19 protein-coding genes and 1 tRNA gene are annotated in these 18,914 nt (G+C 64.5%); 7 read left to right on the forward strand and 13 right to left on the reverse strand.

From position 1 onward, the window contains the following. Positions 1–24 precede the first annotated feature (24 nt). The 6 genes from MUN81_RS16485 to MUN81_RS16510 form a co-directional block, all read right to left on the reverse strand. Entirely contained in the window at positions 25–240 is a 216-nt protein-coding gene (locus tag MUN81_RS16485; RefSeq protein WP_245112357.1) for a heavy-metal-associated domain-containing protein, read from the reverse strand. A 148-nt stretch (positions 241–388) separates the two neighbouring features. Beyond that, positions 389–613, reverse strand: coding sequence for a heavy metal-binding domain-containing protein (locus MUN81_RS16490; RefSeq protein ID WP_245112359.1), 225 nt, complete (start codon positions 611–613; stop codon positions 389–391). A gap of 95 nt (positions 614–708) precedes the next feature. Then, positions 709–1,824: a cytochrome c peroxidase gene (locus MUN81_RS16495; protein ID WP_245112361.1), complete on the reverse strand. Its 1,116-nt coding sequence runs from the start codon at positions 1,822–1,824 to the stop codon at positions 709–711. Positions 1,825–1,980: 156 nt separating this feature from the next. Then, entirely contained in the window at positions 1,981–4,350 is a 2,370-nt protein-coding gene (locus MUN81_RS16500) for a PAS domain S-box protein (protein ID WP_245112362.1), read from the reverse strand. A gap of 207 nt (positions 4,351–4,557) precedes the next feature. Then, positions 4,558–4,959 (reverse strand): hypothetical protein, encoded by a 402-nt coding sequence (locus MUN81_RS16505; protein WP_245112363.1) that lies wholly within the window; start codon positions 4,957–4,959, stop codon positions 4,558–4,560. A 78-nt stretch (positions 4,960–5,037) separates the two neighbouring features. After that, complete coding sequence (locus MUN81_RS16510; protein WP_245112364.1) at positions 5,038–5,457, reverse strand: hypothetical protein; 420 nt, start codon at positions 5,455–5,457, stop codon at positions 5,038–5,040. Positions 5,458–5,680: 223 nt separating this feature from the next. Between MUN81_RS16510 and MUN81_RS16515 the strand changes: the two genes are divergently transcribed. Next, positions 5,681–5,878: a hypothetical protein gene (locus MUN81_RS16515; protein ID WP_245112366.1), complete on the forward strand. Its 198-nt coding sequence runs from the start codon at positions 5,681–5,683 to the stop codon at positions 5,876–5,878. Between the two features lie 77 nt (positions 5,879–5,955). After that, positions 5,956–6,162 carry a hypothetical protein gene (locus MUN81_RS16520; protein ID WP_190923288.1) on the forward strand — a complete coding sequence of 69 codons (207 nt, stop codon included), beginning with the start codon at positions 5,956–5,958 and terminating at the stop codon, positions 6,160–6,162. 7 nt (positions 6,163–6,169) lie between these two features. Here MUN81_RS16520 and MUN81_RS16525 read toward each other — a convergent pair whose 3' ends face one another. After that, positions 6,170–9,208, reverse strand: a complete 3,039-nt coding sequence (locus tag MUN81_RS16525; protein WP_245112367.1) for a CheR family methyltransferase — start codon at positions 9,206–9,208, stop codon at positions 6,170–6,172. A gap of 165 nt (positions 9,209–9,373) precedes the next feature. On the opposite strand from MUN81_RS16525, the gene MUN81_RS16530 reads away from it, so the two are divergent. Beyond that, positions 9,374–10,393, forward strand: a complete 1,020-nt coding sequence (locus MUN81_RS16530) for a chemotaxis protein CheB (protein WP_245112369.1) — start codon at positions 9,374–9,376, stop codon at positions 10,391–10,393. A gap of 42 nt (positions 10,394–10,435) precedes the next feature. On the opposite strand, the gene MUN81_RS16535 is transcribed toward MUN81_RS16530, so the two are convergent. Then, entirely contained in the window at positions 10,436–10,702 is a 267-nt protein-coding gene (locus tag MUN81_RS16535) for an antitoxin VbhA family protein (RefSeq protein WP_245112371.1), read from the reverse strand. Between the two features lie 42 nt (positions 10,703–10,744). Beyond that, entirely contained in the window at positions 10,745–11,107 is a 363-nt protein-coding gene (locus MUN81_RS16540) for a hypothetical protein (protein ID WP_245112373.1), read from the reverse strand. A 351-nt stretch (positions 11,108–11,458) separates the two neighbouring features. On the opposite strand from MUN81_RS16540, the gene MUN81_RS16545 reads away from it, so the two are divergent. Next, positions 11,459–11,830 (forward strand): DoxX family protein, encoded by a 372-nt coding sequence (locus MUN81_RS16545; RefSeq protein WP_245112375.1) that lies wholly within the window; start codon positions 11,459–11,461, stop codon positions 11,828–11,830. A gap of 84 nt (positions 11,831–11,914) precedes the next feature. Further along, positions 11,915–13,705: an ABC transporter ATP-binding protein gene (locus tag MUN81_RS16550; RefSeq protein ID WP_245112377.1), complete on the forward strand. Its 1,791-nt coding sequence runs from the start codon at positions 11,915–11,917 to the stop codon at positions 13,703–13,705. Positions 13,706–13,805: 100 nt separating this feature from the next. Here the strand turns inward: MUN81_RS16550 and MUN81_RS16555 are convergent, their stop codons facing one another. Together MUN81_RS16555 and MUN81_RS16560 are read right to left on the reverse strand one after the other, a co-directional pair. After that, complete coding sequence (locus MUN81_RS16555) at positions 13,806–14,636, reverse strand: polyphosphate kinase 2 family protein (protein WP_245112379.1); 831 nt, start codon at positions 14,634–14,636, stop codon at positions 13,806–13,808. 115 nt (positions 14,637–14,751) lie between these two features. After that, positions 14,752–15,483, reverse strand: a complete 732-nt coding sequence (locus MUN81_RS16560) for a VIT1/CCC1 transporter family protein (protein ID WP_245112381.1) — start codon at positions 15,481–15,483, stop codon at positions 14,752–14,754. A gap of 117 nt (positions 15,484–15,600) precedes the next feature. Here MUN81_RS16560 and MUN81_RS16565 point away from each other — a divergent pair, with 117 nt between their 5' ends. Beyond that, positions 15,601–16,269 carry a DNA starvation/stationary phase protection protein gene (locus MUN81_RS16565; protein ID WP_245112382.1) on the forward strand — a complete coding sequence of 223 codons (669 nt, stop codon included), beginning with the start codon at positions 15,601–15,603 and terminating at the stop codon, positions 16,267–16,269. A 149-nt stretch (positions 16,270–16,418) separates the two neighbouring features. On the opposite strand, the gene MUN81_RS16570 is transcribed toward MUN81_RS16565, so the two are convergent. After that, on the reverse strand, positions 16,419–16,838 hold the full coding sequence (locus MUN81_RS16570) for a low affinity iron permease family protein (RefSeq protein WP_245112384.1): 420 nt from the start codon (positions 16,836–16,838) through the stop codon (positions 16,419–16,421). Positions 16,839–17,080: 242 nt separating this feature from the next. On the opposite strand from MUN81_RS16570, the gene MUN81_RS16575 reads away from it, so the two are divergent. Beyond that, positions 17,081–17,162, forward strand: a tRNA-Leu gene (locus tag MUN81_RS16575). A gap of 115 nt (positions 17,163–17,277) precedes the next feature. On the opposite strand, the gene MUN81_RS16580 is transcribed toward MUN81_RS16575, so the two are convergent. Further along, positions 17,278–18,891, reverse strand: coding sequence for an NFACT RNA binding domain-containing protein (locus MUN81_RS16580; RefSeq protein ID WP_245112385.1), 1,614 nt, complete (start codon positions 18,889–18,891; stop codon positions 17,278–17,280). Between the last annotated feature and the right edge of the window lie 23 nt (positions 18,892–18,914).

An 18,914-nucleotide genomic window follows, 5' to 3' on the forward strand; every position in this document is an offset into this window, starting at 1 on the left:
TTTGTTTATTACCAGACACGGCGCTTACTGCGCCAAAGGCTGAATCTCAAACCCAGCGTCCTGCACGGCTTTCACCACCTGGCTGGCGGTGGCCTGTGCGGCGGTCACGGTGAGGATTTTATCGGGGTTGGCGGTGTCGACCTGCCAGTTATCGGCGCCTACTTCGCGATTGAGCGAGGGCGTCACGGCCTTTATGCAGCCGCCGCAGTTGATGGTGGTTTTGAAACGAAGCGTGGACATGACGAAGCAAATTGAAGGTGAACGCCGGCACGAAGCGGCCGGCCGCTGGAAGCATAACCCCAAACAGCGCCTCAAAATTACCCGCGGCTGACCTGGCCAGCACATACAATTGCGACCAAAACCTTCAGAATCCTGCCCAGCTGTATGTTTACGACTTTTTTTCCAGGTCCATGCCGCAGGTGGGGCACTTGCCGGGCTTGCTGCTTTGGCTGCCGGCGCAGCCCATCGGGCACTCGTAGCGGGCTTCGGCGGTGGCGGGCGTGGTGGTGGTCGCGGGCGCAGCAGTGGCGGGCTTCTGCTGCTCGCAGCTGCTCAGCAGCAGAGAGCTGGCCGACAAGCCCAAAAAGAAGATGGCGCGAAGGGAAAAACGCATAAGGCAAGCGGTGACAAAGCACACGGCATAATTGCCGACGGCCGCACCGAACCGCAAATTTACGCACCAAGCCCCGCGCGGGCGGGCGTCCTCGCCTAAGGCTTGGCGAAGCGCGGGTCCCGGATGAAGGTAGAATCGGTGAGGGTGCGCAGGAAGGCCACGATTTTGGCTTTCTCGGCCCTGGTCAGGTCCAGACGGGTGCCGCCCACGGTGTTGCTGGCCACCTGAATCTGCGGGTCGAGGTTGGGGGTGCCGAGGGCCACGTGCTCGTTGTAGTGGGCCATCACCGAGTCGAGGTTGGGGAAGCGGCCGTCGTGCATGTAGGGCGCCGTGAGGGCAATGTTGCGCAGCGACGGCACCCGGAACTTGCCGTTGTCGGAGGCCTGGCCGGTGATGGCGCCCAGGCCCAAATCCGTCAGCGCAGCGTCGAGGCCGTTGTTGCTGAAGGTGAGATTGGTTTGCAGCGGGCCGGAGTGGCAGTCGCCGCAGTTGCCGCCCCGAATGCGCTTCAGCGGGTCGGGGTGGGTGGTGAAGAGCACCAGGCCCTCCTGCTCGGTGGCCGTGAGGGCGGTGCGGTTGCCGTTCAGAAACTGGTCGTAGCGCGAGTTGCTCGACACCAGCGTGCGCTCAAACTGCGCCAGGGCCTTGAGGGTGTTGGCCTCGGTGATGGTGCTGCTGCCAAAAGCCTTGCGAAACAGGGCCGGGTAGGTGCTGGTGGCCTGCAGCCGGGCCACGCCGGCGCTCAGGCTCTGGTGCATTTCCAAGGGGTTTTCGATAGGCAGGCGGGCCTGGCTTTCGAGGCCGGTGGCCGAGCCATCCCACATCAGCTTAGGCTCCCAAGCCAGGTTGCTCAGGGCCATGGAGCTGCGCCGCGTCTGGGTGCCGGCCACGCCTACGGAGCGGGCCAGACCGTCGGTGAAGGCCAGCTCCTGGCGGTGGCAGCTGGCGCAGGCCACCTGGCTGTTCAGCGACAGTGCTTTCTCATAAAACAGCTGGCGGCCCAGGGCCACGCCTTCCTGCGTGAGGGGGTTGTCGGCGGGCTCGGCGGGCAGCGTGGGGAAGTAGCGGGGCACGTCGAGCACGTAGGCCGTGGGTTTCACCACGGGGCCTTCGGGGTCCACCAAGTCGGCGTCGTGTTTGCAGCCGGCTAGGCCCAGCAACACGGCGGCGCCCGCCGCCAGCATCCGAGAAGTAAACGTGTGTAACCGCATAAAACAACGCTAACTGTGTGGCTGGCAAAGCCGAACCATGTGCCTGCAAACGTACAACGGCGCCCGCGAATAGGTTCGCAAACATCGCCCGGCGCCGGGCTTTTGTCGCCGAAATTCCCGGGCCGCTAACGCCGCAAATATCAGTCCGAAAGCGCCTCACACGTTCAGCTCGAAGCTGACGATGGTGCCCTGGCCCAGCCGCGACTGAATGCTGAGCTCGCCGCCGAGCAGCGCCACCCGGTTGCGCACCCCCGAAAGGCCAATGCCCGCCAGCGGCTGGCTGGCCAGCGTGCTCGGGTCGAAGCCGCGGCCGTTGTCCTCCACGCTCACTTCGAGGCGGTGGCCTTCGCGCACCACGTGCACCACCGCCTCGGTGGCGTCGGCGTGCTTCATCACGTTGTTGAGCAACTCCTGCACCACCCGGTACACCGCAATTTCGACCGGCGCGGCCAGGCGCTGCTCCAGGCCCAGCAGGTGCAGGCGCACGGGCAGGCCGGTGGGCCCCATGCGTTTCACCAGCGCTTCCAGGGCGGTGTGCAGGCCAAAGTCTTCGAGCACGCCGGGGGTCAGCTCGAAGGAGATGGTGCGCGCGGCCCGAATGGCGTCGTCGAGGAGCTTGAGCGAAGCATCGGGCGCCGCGGGCCGGGCGGCCCGGTTTTCCAGGCTGAGCTTGGCGGCGTAGAGGAGCTGGCCCAAGCCGTTGTGCAGGGCCTCGGCAATGCGCTTGCGCTCGGTTTCCTGGGTGGCCAGAATGGCGGCCAGCACCTCCTGCTGCTGGCGCAGGCGCAGCTGGGTGGCTTCTTCGGCCAGGCGGTCGCGCTCGGTCACGTCGCGAATGATGGCCAGCACGCCGCTGGGTTCGGCCTCGCCGTTGTCTTTCAGGGGCACCAGGTAGGCGTCGAAGTGGCCGGGGCGCACGAGCAAGGGCTGGGCCAGGCAGGTCACCCGCTCGCCGGCCAGGGCCCGGCTCACGTCGAGGCAGGCGGTTTCGCTCAAGGAGGGCAGCACGTCGAACAGGGGGCGGCCCAGCACGGCGGCGGCTTCCAGCCCAAAATAGCGGGCCGCCTCGGCGTTCCAGGCCGTGATGCGGGCGTGGCGGTCGAGGGCCAGAATGCCATCGACGGAGTTGTCGAGCAGGCTTTCGGTGAAGTCTTTTTCCCGCCGCAGGGCGTTTTCGGCTTCGCGGCGGGGCGTCACGTCGTGCATGATGCCGATGAGGCGCAGCGGGTGGCCCCGCTCGTCGTGCACCACCTTGCCCAGCGCGGCCACGTAGCGCACCGTGCCGTCGGGCCACACAATGCGGTATTCCAAGTCGAAGGGGCGGTGCTCGGCCAGGGAGCGTTTGAGCCCCACTGCCATTTCTATCAGGTCCTGCGGGTGCACGGCGCTGCGCAGCACCTCAAACGACACCGGCGCGGGGTTGTATTCCAGTCCGAAGATGGCCTGCGCCCGGGCGTCCCAATACAGCTGGTGGCCCGCCAGCTCCCACACCCACACGCCACTTTCGGCCGCGGCCAGGGCCATTTGCAGGCGCTCCTGGCTCAGGCGCAGCTCTTCGCGGGAGGCGCGGGCGGCCGTCACGTCGCGCCACAAAATGTGCACCAAGGGCTGCAGCCCCCCCAGCTCAATGGGCGTGAGCACGGCCTCGACCCAGATTTCCTCGCCCGTTACCCTGGTCATCAGCGCTTCGCAGCGTTGCGAGCCCGTGCGAATGGCCGCCTCGGTGGTTTCGCGAAACAGGTCGATGGTGCGCTGGCCGCCGGGCTGGTGCTCCGGGGCGTGGGCCCAGGCGGGCCGGCCCACCAGTTGCTCTTTGGCGTGCGCACCCAGCAAGCGCAGGGCGGCCGCGTTGCAATCCACAAACTGGTGGCCCTGCAGCAGCACCACGGCGTCGTTGCTGTCGGCAAAAAGCTTGCGGAAGCTGGCCTCGCTGGCCGCCAGCTGCTGCGTGGCCGCGCGGCGGGCCGTTATGTCCAGCACGGCCAGGCGGCACTGCAGCTCGTCGGCGCGCTGGACCCGCAGGCCCTCGAGCTGGGCGTAGAAGGTGCTACCGTCTTCGCGCTGCAAAGAAAACTCGGCACTCTGGGTGCCCTCGTTGGCAAACACCCTGGCCAGAAACTGCCCGAATGCCATGCGCTCGGCCGGAGCCACAAACAGGGCAAAGCGCCGGCTCACCAGCTGCTGGCGCACCGAGCTCATCTGCTGGCTGGCAAACAGGTTGAGCTGCTCCACCTTGCCTGTTTGGCTGAGGGTGAAGTAGCCGATGGGGGCAAAATCGTAGAGGTCGTGGTACTCGGCCCGGGCGGCCTGGGCATCGGCCTGGGCCAGCAGCAGCTCTTCGTACTGCATCTCGAGCTCAATCTGATGCACCTGCAACTCCTGCAGCAGCCGCCGCACCTCCTCGGGCGTGTGCTGTTCAGCGGCTTGCGTCACGAGATAGCGCCGCTGCTCGGCGCGGGCGCGCAGGGCCGCATGAGGGTCAGCGGGGTCATTCCACGGAGTCGGAGGGGTGTGGTCGGAAGCCATGGCAGGCGGAAAGAGGACGGGAAAGATACGCAAAACATGCCCTTATCGCCTAAAAATGACCGTTTTACATCCAATAGACTACCTCTTTTACCTAAACCCTATTTCATTTTTTTCGCACGTGTCCAATCAGTTCCGCACGGGTTTTCTTGGCTGGCTACTGGCAGCCATTGCAATGCCCAAAGCCCGGTGCCGGGTGGGGCACAGCCCCTACTCCAACTGCCCCAGCAGCCAGGCCACTGCGGCGCCCTCGTCGGTGAAGGTGCGCAGGTCGAAGGCGTGGCCGGGGGCGTAGGCGGCTTCCATCACGGCGCGCAGGGCGGGGTCGTCGCGCAGGTTTTCGGCCCGCACGGGGGCCACCAGAAAGGCCACCCGCAGGCGCGCGGGGCTCAGCAGGGCGGCGGCGCGGGGCAGCCACTCCCCCGTGACCCAGCGAGCCGACTCCAGGGTGATGACGGGCCGGCGGCGCACATCAAGCAGCCAGTGCGGGGTGCCCAGGGCCTCAGGGGCTTGTAGTAGCAAGTCGTATTCGGCGCGCGTGGTGGCGGCCTGCGTCAGGCTGAGCCAACGGGCGGTGAAGAGGTCGAGGTCGGGCCGGTAAGCGAATTCCACAGGACAACAACTAAAAGGCAAGACGGCCACCACGGCCGGGGCCAAAGCTACACACGGCCCGGTGCCGGGCGCCGGCCCTCAGGCGCCAACGGGCGCCAGCAGCCACACCATGGCGGCGGCCTCGTCCTCGAACAGGCGCAGGCGGTAGGCGCCGGGCTGGCGCAGCATTTCTTCCACGCGGGCGTTGAGCGCGGGCGCGGCGCGGCGCAGCACCTCGCGCTGCGGCGGCAGCCAAAAGGCAATGCGCAGGTTGGGCGGCGCCACGCCTAGGAGGTGGGGCATCCAGGTGGTTTCCATCCAATCGGCCAGGCTCACGGGCAGGGCCGGGCGGCGGCGCAGGTCCAGCAGCCAGCGCTGGGCGCCGCAGTAGAGGCCTTCTTTCAGGAGGTCTTCGTAGTCCTGGCGCAGCTGTTCGGGGTCGGGGTCGAAGAGCCAGCGGCCGGTGAGCAGGTCGAGGTCGGGCCGGTAGTCGAGGTGCAGCGAGGGCGAGCCGGGCATGAGGAAGGGCGGGGTGCCAGGGGAAGGGAGCGGCAAGTTATTCGCCGGGGGCATCGGGTGTAGCCCGAAGGCCTGTTTTTTTGCCCGCCCACTGCGGCGCCGCCTGCTCACACTTTGGGTATTTACCCCTTTCAATATCCGTATTCGTCCCTTGGCAGGCGGGCAGTCCTCGTCGGAAATTTGTACGGCGCCCTGACTCCTTTCCCTTCACGGCGTTCTACTCATGCCCCTCGACCCCCGTTTCGGCCCCAACGCCCAGACGCCGCAGCAGCGCGCCAACGTGCTGCGCCAGCTGCAGCTCACCCATCCTCGGCTCAAAACCAAAGCCACGCCCTTCGCCCAGCAGCTCTACGACCGCTACGTGGCCGGCGAGCTTAGTTGGCCCGACGTGCGCCGCGCCCTCGACGAAGCCGCAACCTAAACGCGGGCCCCTCGTTTGGTAAGCATATCTGCTTATACCAATAAGGCGATTTTCTGCCCTTGCGTGGTATCCGGCTTATGCGTATTCCTCCCTTCTACTCGCCCCTGCGCGGTATCGCCCTCACCGACGTGTGGCACGACAACGACGAGTGCCCCGTGGCCCGCAGCATTGCCCCGGCCGACCGCGTGCCCGGCACGGGCCAGCCCCGCCCGCGCTGCCCCTACTGCGCCCTGCTCGACCGCCCGGTCACGGCGTTTTCGCCCGCGCATCGGGCCGGCCGGTAGCGGCCCGCTACTCTTCCTGCACCTCGCGCACGCCCAGCAGCAGGGGCCCCGTGCGCGCGCCGTGGCTCAGCAGGCTGCGGCCGTAGAGGCGCAACGCGCGCCGCCCGGCCCGCGGGAATTCGGCCGCGAAGGCAAAGTCCTCGAAGGGCGCGCCGGGGTGGGCCAGCGCCTCGTCGAGGCGGCGGCGCAGCACGGGCTGCTGCCACACGCCGCCGTCGAGCTCGCGCAGGGGCTGCCCTTTCACCGCCGCCGCGTCGAGGCCGAACAGCTCGGCAAATGCGCCGCTGACGGCCAGCACGCGCTGCTGGGCGTCGAGCACGAGCAGGGGCTCGCGCATGGTTTCCACGATGCTTTCGGCGAAGCGGGCGCTTTCCTGCAGCTGGGCCTCCAGAGTTTTGAGGCCGGTGATGTCGGTGAAGGTGATGACGGCCCCGCTGATGTAGTTGTCCAAGGTGCGGTAGGGCAGGATGCGCATGGCGTACCACTCGCCGCGGGTGGTCTGGATGTTGGCTTCCACGCTCACCAGGCGGTCGAGCACCTGCTGCACGTCCTTCTCCAGGCTTTGGTGGCGCAGGGTGCTGGCAAAGTGCGTGATGGGGCGGCCCACGTCGGCGGGCATCAGCGAGATGATGCGGTGCACCGGGGGCGTGAAGCGCTTTATCACCATGTCGTTGTCGAGGAAGATGGTGGCAATCTCCGTGGCGTCGAGCAGGTTCTTCATGTCGTTGGCGGCCTGGCTCAGCTCCTCGGTTTTGCTGAGGTACTGCATGTTCAGGGTCATCAGCTCCTCGTTGAGGCTCTGCATTTCCTCCTTGTTGGTCATGGCCTCCTCGTTGGTGCTTTGCAGCTCCTCGTTGGCGCTTTGCAGCTCTTCGTTGGTGCTCTTGAGCTCTTCCACGCTGCTTTCCATCTCCTCGATGGTGGTTTGGAGGCGGTGCTTGGTGTATTGCAGCTCCTTTTCCAAGGCCTGAATCTGGGCGTCGTGGCCGGGGTCAGAAGCAAGGCGGGCCTTGCCCAGGCGCACCTTCTGGGGCGTGGGCTGCTCCTCAAACACCACCAGCAGCAGGTTGGCTAGCTGCTCGCTTTCCTCCAGGGGCTTCACCGTGAGGCGCACCAGCTGCACGCCGGTTTCCTGGCGCAGCTTCACGTTGTCGGCCACCACGGGCTCGCGGGTGGCGGCGGCCTTGTGCACGGCCGCGCTCAGCTCGTAGTTGAGCTCCTCGCGGGCCATGTCGAAAATGTTCATGCCGCTGAGGCCGGGGGCCGGCTCGAGGTAGCGGCCGGTGCGGCCGTTCACGTACATGATTTCGCCCTTGCCGTTGATGACCACGGCGGGCGGGGTGTAGTGGCGCAGCAGCACGCGCTGCACCAGGGTGGCAAAGGTGCCTTCCTTGCGAACGGAATTCGGGTTCATGGAGCCGGAAGCGGATGCGGGCGCGGAAGGGGCTTGCTGCCGGGCCAGGGTGAAGGGAAACGCCGCGAGGCGCGTGACGGAGGAAGGCGTGTCGGTACGCCGCGAAATCTTCCACTTCACGTCCAGGCTCTGAAACAAGTCCTGGAAGCCGGTGAGGTTTTCGCTGGGCCCCAAAAACAGCAGCCCGTTGGGGTTGAGGGCGTAGTGAAACACGGGGATGAGGTTGCGCTGCAGCTCGGCGCTCAGGTAAATGAGCAGGTTGCGGCACACCAGCAGGTCGAGCTTGGTGAAGGGCGCGTCCTTGTTGAGGTCGTGCACGGCAAACACCACCGCGTCGCGCACGTCTTTCTTGATGCGGTAGCCTTCGTCGGTTTTGGTGAAGAAGCGGCGCAGGCGCTCGGGGCTCACGTCGGCCACGATGTTGTCGGGGTAGAGCCCGGCACGGGCAAACTCGATGCCGTCGGGGTTGATGTCAGTGGCAAAAATCTGCAGCTTGAGGTACTTCTGGCGGTCCACGCCGTCGAGACACTCGAGCAGCGTCATGGCCAGGGAGTAGGCCTCCTCGCCGGTGGAGCAGCCCGGCGCCCACGCGCGCACCACGCTGTCGGCGGGTTTCTGGCGCAGCAGCGGCAGCAGCCGCGCCTTGAGGATATCGTAGGCCTCGCGGTCGCGGAAAAACTTGGTCACCCCAATCAGCAATTCCTTGAACAAGGCCTCTACTTCGGCGGGGTTTTCCTGCAGGTAGCGCACGTAGAGGGTGAACTCCTTAATCTGGTGCGAATTCATGCGCCGCTCAATGCGCCGAAACACCGTGTTGCGCTTGTAGAAAGAAAAGTCGTGCCCGGTCTGGGCCCGAACGAGCAGGAAAATTTTCTGCAGGGCGTGGGCGGGCTTGCTCACGCTTTCGGGCTCGTCGCGGCGGGGGCGCGTGTCGGGGTGCCGCACGTAGTGCAGCAGCTTGGCCGGCAGCTGCTCGGCGGGCAGCACGGAGTCCACAAACTCGGTGGCCAGCGCCGAGCGCGGCATGGCGTCGTACTCGGCCGTGGCGGGGTCCTGCACCATCACCATCCCAAAGTTTTCCATCACCATCTTCAGGCCCAGGGTGCCGTCGGTGCCCAGGCCCGAGCACACCACGCACACGGCCCGCTCGCGGGCGTCCTTGGCCAGGCTCTGAAAAAAGAAGTCGATGGGCAGGCGGCGGCCCGGCGGCTGGGTGGGCGCAAACAGCAGCAGCGTGCCGTGCAGGATGCTCATGTCGCGGTTGGGCGGAATGACGTAGACGTGGTTGGGGCGCACGCGCAGGCCGTCCTCGGCTTCCAGCACCGGCATCGGGGTGAAGCGTTGCAGCACCTGCGGCAACTCCGACGGCTGGTCGGGCAACAGGTGCGTCACCACCACGAAGGCCATGCCGCTGTCGGGCGGCATGGCCCGAAAAAACTGCTCAAACGCGGCCAACGACCCCGCCGAGCCGCCGATGCCCACCAGCGGGAACTTGTCGCCCGCGGCTTCGTCGGGGCGGCTGGCTTCGCGCAGCAGCGCGGGCGGGCCGACGCCGTCGCGCGGCAACTCTTCGGGCGGCGTGACAACGATGCCAGGCTCGTCGGTGGAGGGCGTCAGGTCGTTGGGATTCATCGGGTAGAGGATGGACAGCAAGACCGGCCGCCGTAAAAAAACAAAAGCGAAACGGGGACCAGAGCGGGTTGGCTGCCTGCAACAAATTTACCGGAAAAACCTGCCTCCATTGCCCCTCTCGCACAATGTTGCGTATTACGCTAGCTCCGTTTCCTGCCCTGTCCCATGCCCGCTCCTTCCCACCTGATTGTAATCGGCACGTCGGCCGGCGGCATGCCGGCGCTCGTCCAGCTGGTGGCCCAGCTGCCGGCCACGCTGCCCGCCGCCGTGCTGGTGGTACAGCACTTTTCGGCCGATGCCGACGGCCAACACTTCGTCGAACGCCTGGCGCGTCATACCACCCTGGCCTGCCGCCTGCCCACCGATGGCGAACCCATTGAGGCCGGCACCCTCTACCTCGCGCCCCCCAACCGCCACCTACTGGCCAAAGACGGCCGCACGCCGCACCTGCTCGTGACCAAGGGCCCGCGCGAAAACCACTACCGCCCGGCCGCCGACGCCCTGTTTCGGTCGGCCGCCGTGGCCTTCGGGTCGCGCGTGGTGGGCGTGGTGCTCACCGGCATGTTGCACGACGGCGCCGCCGGCCTCGAATTCATCAAGCGCTGCGGCGGCCTCGCCGTGGTGCAAGACCCCCACGAGGCCGAATACCCCAGCATGCCCGAAACCGCCCTCCGCAACGTGGACGTCGATTACGTGGTGCCGCTGCATATGATGGGTGCGCTGCTGGAAGAGATAACCGCCCGCCCCCTGCCCGAACGCAAAGGAGAAGTACCCGAAGACCTGAAGCAGGAGGCCGCCATTGCGGAAAGAGTTGTGGGAACCACCGACGAGGTACTGAAAATTGCGCATCCCGTGCCCCTCACCTGCCCCGATTGCGGCGGCAGCTTGTTTGAGGTGAACAACGGCAAGCTGCTCCGCTACCGGTGCCACACCGGGCACGCCTTCACGGCCGATGGCCTGCTGCACAGCGCCCAGCAAACCCTGGAAGAAACCCTCTGGGTAGCCCTGCGCATGATGGAGGAACGCAAAAACCTGCTCAGCAGCATGGCCGCGCGCGGCGCGGGCCCCTACTCGGTGCAGCAGGAAGAACGCATCGAAGAAATCAAAAAGCACATCAACCGCCTGCGCGAGTTCTTGCTGAATGGCAACACGGGCAATGCCCCGAAGGGCACGTCCGCAGGCTGAGCGCCGCACGGGTTTCCGGAAAGCCCGCGGCCGAAGCGGTGCTTAAATGAGGTTGCGCCGGTTCAGAAACTGGCGGTAGCTCTGCTGCTCCTGCGCCATTTGCGCGCGCACCTGCGCAATGGCTTGGGCCAGCGTGATTTCGCCGCGCACGTAGCGTTGCAGCGACGCCACGGTTTCGGCGTTGGCGGCCGTGCCGGTCAGGGCCTGACTATCGAGGGCGTTGCGGGCCGTGAGCTGGCGGCGCTGCCAGTGGGCGCGCTGGTCGGCCGGCAGGTCATCCGGAATCGAACCAAAAGGTGCGGGTAACATAAAACGTATACTAAACAGCATAAGGCTAACAGACGCGACGGCTCAGGCGGCGTGGTTTTCGCGCGGCGAGGCCAATTGGCGGGCGGCGTCGAGCAGGGTGGGCACCATGCAGGGCGCCGGGCCCAGCTCGCGCTTCAGCAGGTCTTTTCGCACGCGCTCGGGCACGTGCACCAGCACCAACTGAGCGTGTTTTTCCTCCAGCTGGTGATGAGCGCCCCACAGCAGCTGGGCGGCTTCGTCGGAAAGGGTGTGCAGCATGCCGCAGTCGACCCACACGGCCGGCTTGCCGCTGCGCTGGGCACAGTGCAGCGAGTGGGCCAGGGCGGCTTCGGGTTCGTCGGAGCGGCTGGGGGCCAGAATGAGCAGGTAGCTCTCGGGCAGCAGTTCGTGATACACAACGGTCATAAAACGGAAAGGGAATAAGGACTCGGCAGCCTGAGAATCGGTAGCGTGGCGCCTGGCACAATATGTTCAGCGAGAGGGTGCTACCCCTAGCTTTACAAATTTCCGTAATCCTATATTGTAAAAACAGGGGATAAGTACGGGTTTGTGCCTGCGAAAAATACTGAAACTCAACCTCGGATAAATTCCATTTGACCCATTCCTGGCAGGCCCTGCCCTCTCTCACATCGCGCTTAAAACATTTCCGCCGGGCCTGCGTCTGCCGCAGGCAGTTGGCCGGAAACCGGTAATTTGGCCATCCACGGCGCGGTGCCCTGCCGCGCGGCTTGTTTCACCCTTTCTTCTTTTTCGTTTATGAGCCCAACGGTACGCAACGTCATTGCCTGGATTCTGCAGGCCCTGCTGGCCGCCATGTTCATCTATGGCGGCTTCTCGAAGCTAATGCAACTCGACGCCACCATGAAAATGTTTGGCAGTTTGGGCTTGCCGGGCTGGTTTGGCGGCTTCATTGGGGTAGCTGAGCTGCTGGGCGGCATCGGGCTGCTGGTGCCGCGCACGGTGCGGCCGGCGGCGCTTGGCCTCATCGTCATCATGCTGGGGGCGGTGTTTATGCACGCCACCAAGATTCCCGGCGGCCTGGCCAAGGGCGTGCCGGCCATTGTGGCGCTGGTGCTGCTGGTGGTGGTGCTGGTGCTGCGCAGCCGCCCCGTGCCCCGGGCACTGTAACTGCGCCGCCCTCTTTCCCAAACCATTGCCGCCCGGCCGGGTTGCTTGCCTTCTGGCCAGCCCGGCCGGGCTACTTGTGCTCACATGAAAATTCTCTATAGCTACCTGCGCCATTACTGGCCGCTGCTGGTGCTGGCCCTGGTGCTGGCCGCCGTCAACCAGGTCTTTTCGCTGCTCGACCCGTACTTTTTCCGCCAGCTCGTCGACCACTTCACGGCCAAATATCCTGACATCAGCGGGGTGCGGCTGGTGTCGTTCCGGCCTTTTTTCTGGGAAGCCATTCCGCTGGTGGGCCTCATGCTGGGCGTGGCCATGGTGTCGCGCATCGCCAAAAACTTTCAGGACTACTACGTCAACGTCATCACCCAGCGGCTGGGCGCCCGCATGTACTCCGACGGCCTGCGCCACTCGCTGGAGCTGCCCTACCAGGTGTTCGAGGACCAACGCTCGGGCGAGACGCTGGGCAAGCTCCAGAAAGTGCGCATCGACGTAGAGAAGCTCATTCAGAGCTTCGTGAACGTGCTGTTCACGGCCCTGGTGGGCATTGTGTTCGTGATGTGGTACGCCGTCACGGTGTACTGGCCCATTGCGCTGGGCTATTTTCTCACCATTCCGCTGCTGGGCATTCTGAGCTTTTTCCTGAGCAAGCGCATCAAGGTGATTCAGAAAACCATTGTGGCCGAAACCACGGCCCTGGCCGGCTCCACCACCGAAAGCCTGCGCAACATCGAGCTCATCAAGAGCCTGGGCCTGGCCCAGCAGGAAACCGAGCGCCTGAACGCCACCACCGACAAAATCCTGAAGCTGGAGCTGCGCAAGGTGCGCTACCTGCGCTCGCTCAGCTTCGTGCAGGGCACCTTTGTGAACCTGCTGCGCAACATCATCATCCTGCTGCTCTTGTACCTGCGGGTGCAAAACCACATCAGCCTGGGCGAGTTCTTCTCCTTCTTCATCTACTCGTTCTCCATCTTCGGGCCGCTGCAGGAGCTGGGCAACATCATCGGGGTATACCGCGAAACCGAGATTTCGCTGGGCAACTTCCAGACCATCCTCGACACGCCCAAGGACGTGAAGCCCGCGCACCCCAAGTCGGTGGCGCACATCAACGACCTGGCCTTCGAGCACGTCAGCTTCAAGCACCTCACGGCCAAGGGGCCGGCCCTGTCCGACATCTCCTTCAGCACCCGGCTGGGTGAAACCATTGCCTTCGTGGGCCCCTCGGGCTCGGGCAAAACCACGCTGGTGAAGCTGCTGGTGGGCCTCTACCCGCCCCTCTCGGGCCGCATTCTCTACAACGGCATTCCCGGCGCCGAAATCGACCTCGACGAGCTGCGCGAGCAAATCGGGTTCGTGACGCAGGACACGCAGCTCTTCAGCGGCACCATCCGCGAAAACCTACGCTTCGTGGCCCCGCAAGCCACCGACGAGGAATGCCTGCTGGCCCTGCGCCAGGCCGCGGCCGACAGCCTGCTGGCCCGCGCCCCCCTGGGCCTCGACAGCGTCATTGGCGAGGGCGGCGTGAAAGTATCGGGCGGCGAAAAGCAGCGCCTCAGCATTGCGCGGGCGCTGTTGCGCAAGCCCACGCTCATGGTGTTCGACGAAGCCACTTCGGCCCTCGACTCGCTCACCGAAGAAGAAATCGGCAAGACGGTGCGGGAGCTCTCGGGCTCACGCCAGCACATGACCATCCTCATTGCCCACCGCCTCAGCACCATTCTGCACGCCGACCGCATTTTCGTGCTTGAGCGCGGCACCGTGGCCGAGCAGGGCCGCCACGAAGAGCTGCTGGCGCAAAAAGGCCTTTACTACGCCATGTGGCGCCAGCAGATTGGCGAGCGCAAGGAAACCGCCGCTACCAGCGCGGTGGCCGTGTAGCTTCCCCGGCAAGCATAAAAAGAGCCCCGACGCCGGATGGCGTCGGGGCTCTTTTTTGCAAATGGCGTCCGCACATGCGCCATCAAGCTAGGTCCAGGCCTTACACAATTACCTGCTGCTTAGGGTCGAAATCGGGCTTCGGCGGCTGGGGGTTCATAGCTTCTAGGGCGGCCACCACTATTTCCGACATGGCCAGGTCGCGGGCCCATTTGTGGTTGGCGGGTATCACAAACCAGGGCGCGTCCTCCGACGAGCAGTGGCGCAGGGCATCTTCGTAGGCCTGCTGGTAGTCGTCCCAATAGGCGCGCTCCTTCAGGTCGTTGGGGTCAAATTTCCAGTTTTTGGCGGGGTCGTCGAGGCGGGCCTGCAGGCGCTGGGCCTGTTCCTCTTTCGAGATGTGCAGGAAGAACTTGAGCACCACCGTGCCGTTGCGGGTGAGCAGCTGCTCGAAGTGGTTGATGTCGTCGTAGCGCTCTTGGCAGGTTTTTTCGTCAATCAGGCCATGCACGCGCGTGATGAGCACGTCCTCGTAGTGCGAGCGGTTGAATACGCCGATGTGCCCGCGCTTGGGCGTCTGGGCGTGAATACGCCACAAAAAGTCGTGCTTCAACTCCTCGGTAGTAGGCGCTTTGAAGGTGGCCACCTGCACGCCGGCCGGGTTCACGCCCGTGAGCAGGTTCTCAATGGCGCCGTCTTTGCCGCCGGTGTCCATGGCCTGCAGCACAATGAGCAGGCTGCGGCGGTGCTCGGCGTAGAGCATCTCCTGCAGCTCGCTCAGGCGGCGGCGCAGCTCTAGCAGGCGCGGCGCCACGTCCGATTTCTCGTCGGGCCGGTTGGCAAAAGGCGTGATGTCGTTCGGGTCCACATCGGCCAGGCGGAAAGCCTTGCTCTTCACGTAGACGGCGGGCGTTTTGGGCAGCTTAAAATTCATGAGAAGGAAGAGGTTGTAAATAAGAGCAACGCCGCAGTCCACCCAAGCCGGACTTGGGTCTAGGCGGAATCGTTGGACCTTGTTCGCCAAAGCCCAAGCGCAGCTTGGGGTACGGCTAGCCGCCGCCCACCACCCGCGCAATGCCGAAGGCCGCCGCTGCCGCCAGCGCGCCCACCACGGCCATTTTGATGGCGCCCGCCACCGGCGGCTGCCCCGTCATGCGGCTTTTGAAGTAGCCAAACACCAGCAGGCACACCAGCGTGATGGCCGCCGACCATGCCAGCCCCTGCGTGGGCGAATCGGTAAGAAAATAGGCGCTGAGCGGTATCAGGCCACCCAACGCGTACGCCAGGCTGATGGTGACGGCACTTTTGGGCGCCTGTTTGGGGTCGGGTTCTTCGAGGCCCAGCTCGTACTTCATCATGAATTTCACCCACTGCTCGGAGTCGGCGGTGAGCTCGGCCACGGCCTGGCGCCGCGTGGCCTCCGACAGGCCCATGTCGGCCAGCAGCTCCTCTACCTCGGCGCGCTCCTTGTCAGGCACTTCGCGCACTTCGCGGTGCTCGCGGTCCAGCTCGGAGGCGTAGTGCTCCACTTCGGTGCGGCCGGCCAGGTAGCCGCCCAGGCCCATGGCAATGCTGCCGGCCACGATTTCGGCCAGCCCCGCCGTGATGACCAGCCCCGACGAGGCCACCGCCCCGCTCAGGCCCGCGGCCAGCGCAAACGGCACGGTCAGGCCGTCAGAAAGGCCAATAACGATGTCCTGCAGCATGGCCGAGCTGGTCATGTGCGTTTCCGGGTGCGGGTCTTCGGCCAGCGCGGCGGCCGTGGTACGGGGCTCAGTCATGGGACAAGTTTAAGCGCGGGCAACCTTAACCCCGCGGGGTGCTTTACGTACGCAGAAACAGAAATTTTCGCCACCGGCCCGGGCCGGTTTTCTTTCACCTCACTTCCTACTATCCTTATGGCATCCTCCGCCAAAACGGCTGCCCCCAAAGCCGCGGCCGCTAAAAAAGCTCCCGCCACCAAAGCCGGCGGCCAAAGCGCCCGCTCCAACGCTGCCGTCAACATTCAGCCCGTGCTGGGCCAGCAAAACAACGCCCCCGCGCCCACCCAGCGCTACGGCACCGTGAGCCAGCGCTTGCCCATCGGCCTCGACGAAAAAACCCGCCAGGAAAGCGTGACCGGCCTCAACCAGTTGCTGGCCGACACCATCACCCTGCGCGACATGTACAAGAAGCACCACTGGCAGGTGGTGGGCCCCACTTTCTACCAACTGCACCTGCTCTACGACAAGCACTACGAGGAGCAGTCGGTGCTGGTCGACGCCATTGCCGAGCGTATTCAGATTCTGGGCGGCGTGGCCGTGGCCATGGCCCACGACGTGGCCGAGCTCAGCAGCATTCCGCGCGTGCCGCGCGACCGCGAAGAGGCCCCCGTACAGGTGTCGCGCCTGCTCGACGCCCACCAGCGCCTGCTCAAAAACTGCCACGACTACGCCGACACCGCCGATGAAAACGGCGACGACGGCACCAACGACCTCATCGTGAGCCAGCTCATCCGCACCAACGAGATGCAGGTATGGTTCGTGTCGGAGCACGTAGTCGACTCGCCGCTGATTCAGGCGAAATAGAAGGTCAAAAAGCTCGAATAACGGTCATGCTGAGCGTAGCCGAAGCATCTCTACCGCGTTGCTAATCAATGTTAGTGCTGCGGTAGAGATGCTCCGGCTACGCTCAGCATGACCGTTTTGCTTTAAAATCAGCCAACTTCCCGCCCCACCTATTGCATGTGGGCGGCCAGCTTGTCGTTGTGGTTATCCTGGGCTTCTTCCACGGTATGGGTCTTGCCCAGGTCGTTGTCTTTTTTGGCCATCTCGGCCAGCGCGCAGTAGAAATCGTGCAGAAGCTTTATCTCCTCTTCCGAAAAGTCCTGCGCGTTGATGAGGCGGTTGCTAGCGCCCTTGTGGGCCGCAATAAGTTCGTTGAGCTTGAGATGCAGCACCAGCGAATCCTTGTTTTGAGCGCGCTGAATGAGAAAAACCATCAGGAAGGTAATGACGGTGGTGCCCGTGTTGATGACCAGCTGCCAGGTTTCGGAATAATCAAACAGCGGCCCCGTGAGGGCCCACACCAGCACCAGCCCGGCCGCGGTCACAAAGGCCGGCGTCGACCCGGAAAACTCGGTGATAGCGCTAGCCATTCGCCCGAAAAAGGAGGAAGGAGCGGGTTTTTCGGGAAAATTCATGGCGAAAGCTGGTCGAGGGTGAATGGTGAAAGGCGCAAAGCGCGAATTTTTGGCAAGGTAACTTCTTGAACCATGGAAGTTTGGTGAAAAAGCGCGGCGATGTTTGGTAAGTGCGGTTTTCGCCGGCTATCTTTGCACCCGCTTCGCCGCCTCAGCGAAGCCGGTTTCGGCCGAATTTCCCGGTTTAGTTGCCTTTTGCGCACGTGGTGAAACTGGTAGACACGCCATCTTGAGGGGGTGGTGCCTTCGGGTGTGGGAGTTCGAATCTCCCCGCGCGCACGCAAAACGAAAGCCCGCTGCAAGCATTTGCAGCGGGCTTTTTCGTTGCTGCTTTGCTGAAGAATTAACGTCATGCTTCAGCTGCGCTCAGCATGACACTTTTTATAGCCTAGCCCTACTCGCGCTCGAAGGGGTTGCCGGGCTTCACCAGCACCACCCGCTCTCGCTCCACCAGCACCTGCCCGGGCAAGGCGCCTTTGGGCTTGCGCACAAACTTTTTGGGCGTCACGGTCACGGGGCACAATGTATCGTGCTGCCGGCGCGAGTACCAGCCGGCCAGCTGCGCGGCGTGCTCTATCACGGGTTCGGGCACGGGCTGCCCGGCCCGATGCCGAATAACGACGTGCGAACCCGTTACGTCTTTGGCGTGCAGCCAGAGGTCGTCCTTGTGCGCGTATTTCTGGGTAAGTAAGTCGTTGTTGACGGCGTTGCGGCCCACCAAAATGGTAAAGCCCCGGTCTTCAAATACCTTAAAAGGAAGCTCCGTGGCGGCTTTAGCAGCGATGGGCGCGGGGTTGAGGCCGTGGAGCTTGCGCCAGGCACGCAGGCCGCGCAGCTCGGCCAGCGGCGGCTGGGTGTCCAGCTCCTCTAGTCGCTCCAGGGCCGTCAGGGCGTCGGCTTCGCGCCGGGCAATGCGCTCGATGAGCTGGCGCTCTTCGATTTGCTGGTTTTTGCCTTTGCGGTACAGGTTTTCGGCAGTCAGCTGGGGCTTTTCGTTGGGCTTGAGCTTAATGACCCTAGGCAGATTGGTGTAGAAGTCCAACACTTCAATCTGCTCGGCCCGCGCCGGAATCTCGTGCAGATGCGCCATAATCAGGTCGGCGGTGTGGCGGTAGCCGGCCTCGTGGGCCAGCGCATACAGACGCTGCCGGGCGTGAGCAGCGGCCGTGCTGGCTTCGTCGGCGCGGCGCTCCAGCAGCTGGCGCAGCTGCTTGGTTTCCATTTCCAACGCCCGCCGACCCAAAGCCATAGGCACGAAGCGGCGCAGGGCCGCAATGGGGTCGTCGCCGGGCAGCGTTTCGAGGATGTCGCCGAGTGGCAGCAAGCTCAGGCGCGTACGCCCATCCAGCTGAACGAAGTAGAAATGCGCGGGTTTTTCCAGCTGGGCCAGCACTTGGTTTACCAGCCGGGGACGGGCTTCGGGCGGCGCCTGGTCGTAGCCCTGGTCACGCAGGTAGCGCAGGGGCAAGTCGGCCAGCGGGGGCGGCAGCTTGACCGGCGTCTGAACCACGGATTCAGCGGATTTTTCGGATTGGTCGGATTGGTCGGATTGGTCGGATTTTGTGGATGGCGCTGGCGGCTGGGGCTTCAACTCGGCGTCGGCCACGAGCTTTTGCTGGAAAAGCTGAGCCGCTGCGTCCGGCGTCGTACGAAAAATGGCGTTGGGCCGCGGGCCGTACAGCTTAAACACCAGCCGTGCCCCGCTGCGGAAATTCACTTGCAGCACCCGGTCCTGCGGCCAGGCAGCCACGCTTTCCACCCGCTCGCCCAGCAGGTCAGGAAACAAGTCGACCGAATTGGCGCGGGCCCGCTGGAAGGTTTCGGGCAGGGCCAGGGCGGGAAAAGTGGCGCCCAATTGCGCCTTCAGCCAGAATTCCTTGCCGCCGTCCGTGAGGCCGATAACCAGCTCGTCCTTTTCCTGCGTGAAGCACACCGCCACGCGGTAGCCCCGCAGCCGCTCGGTGAGTGCCGGGGCCAGTTGGCGTAGGAAATAATAGTTGGTGTGCATGGATGAAGGAAGTTGACGCCCGC

Source organism: Hymenobacter sp. 5317J-9 (genome assembly GCF_022921075.1).
Lineage (GTDB): Bacteria > Bacteroidota > Bacteroidia > Cytophagales > Hymenobacteraceae > Hymenobacter.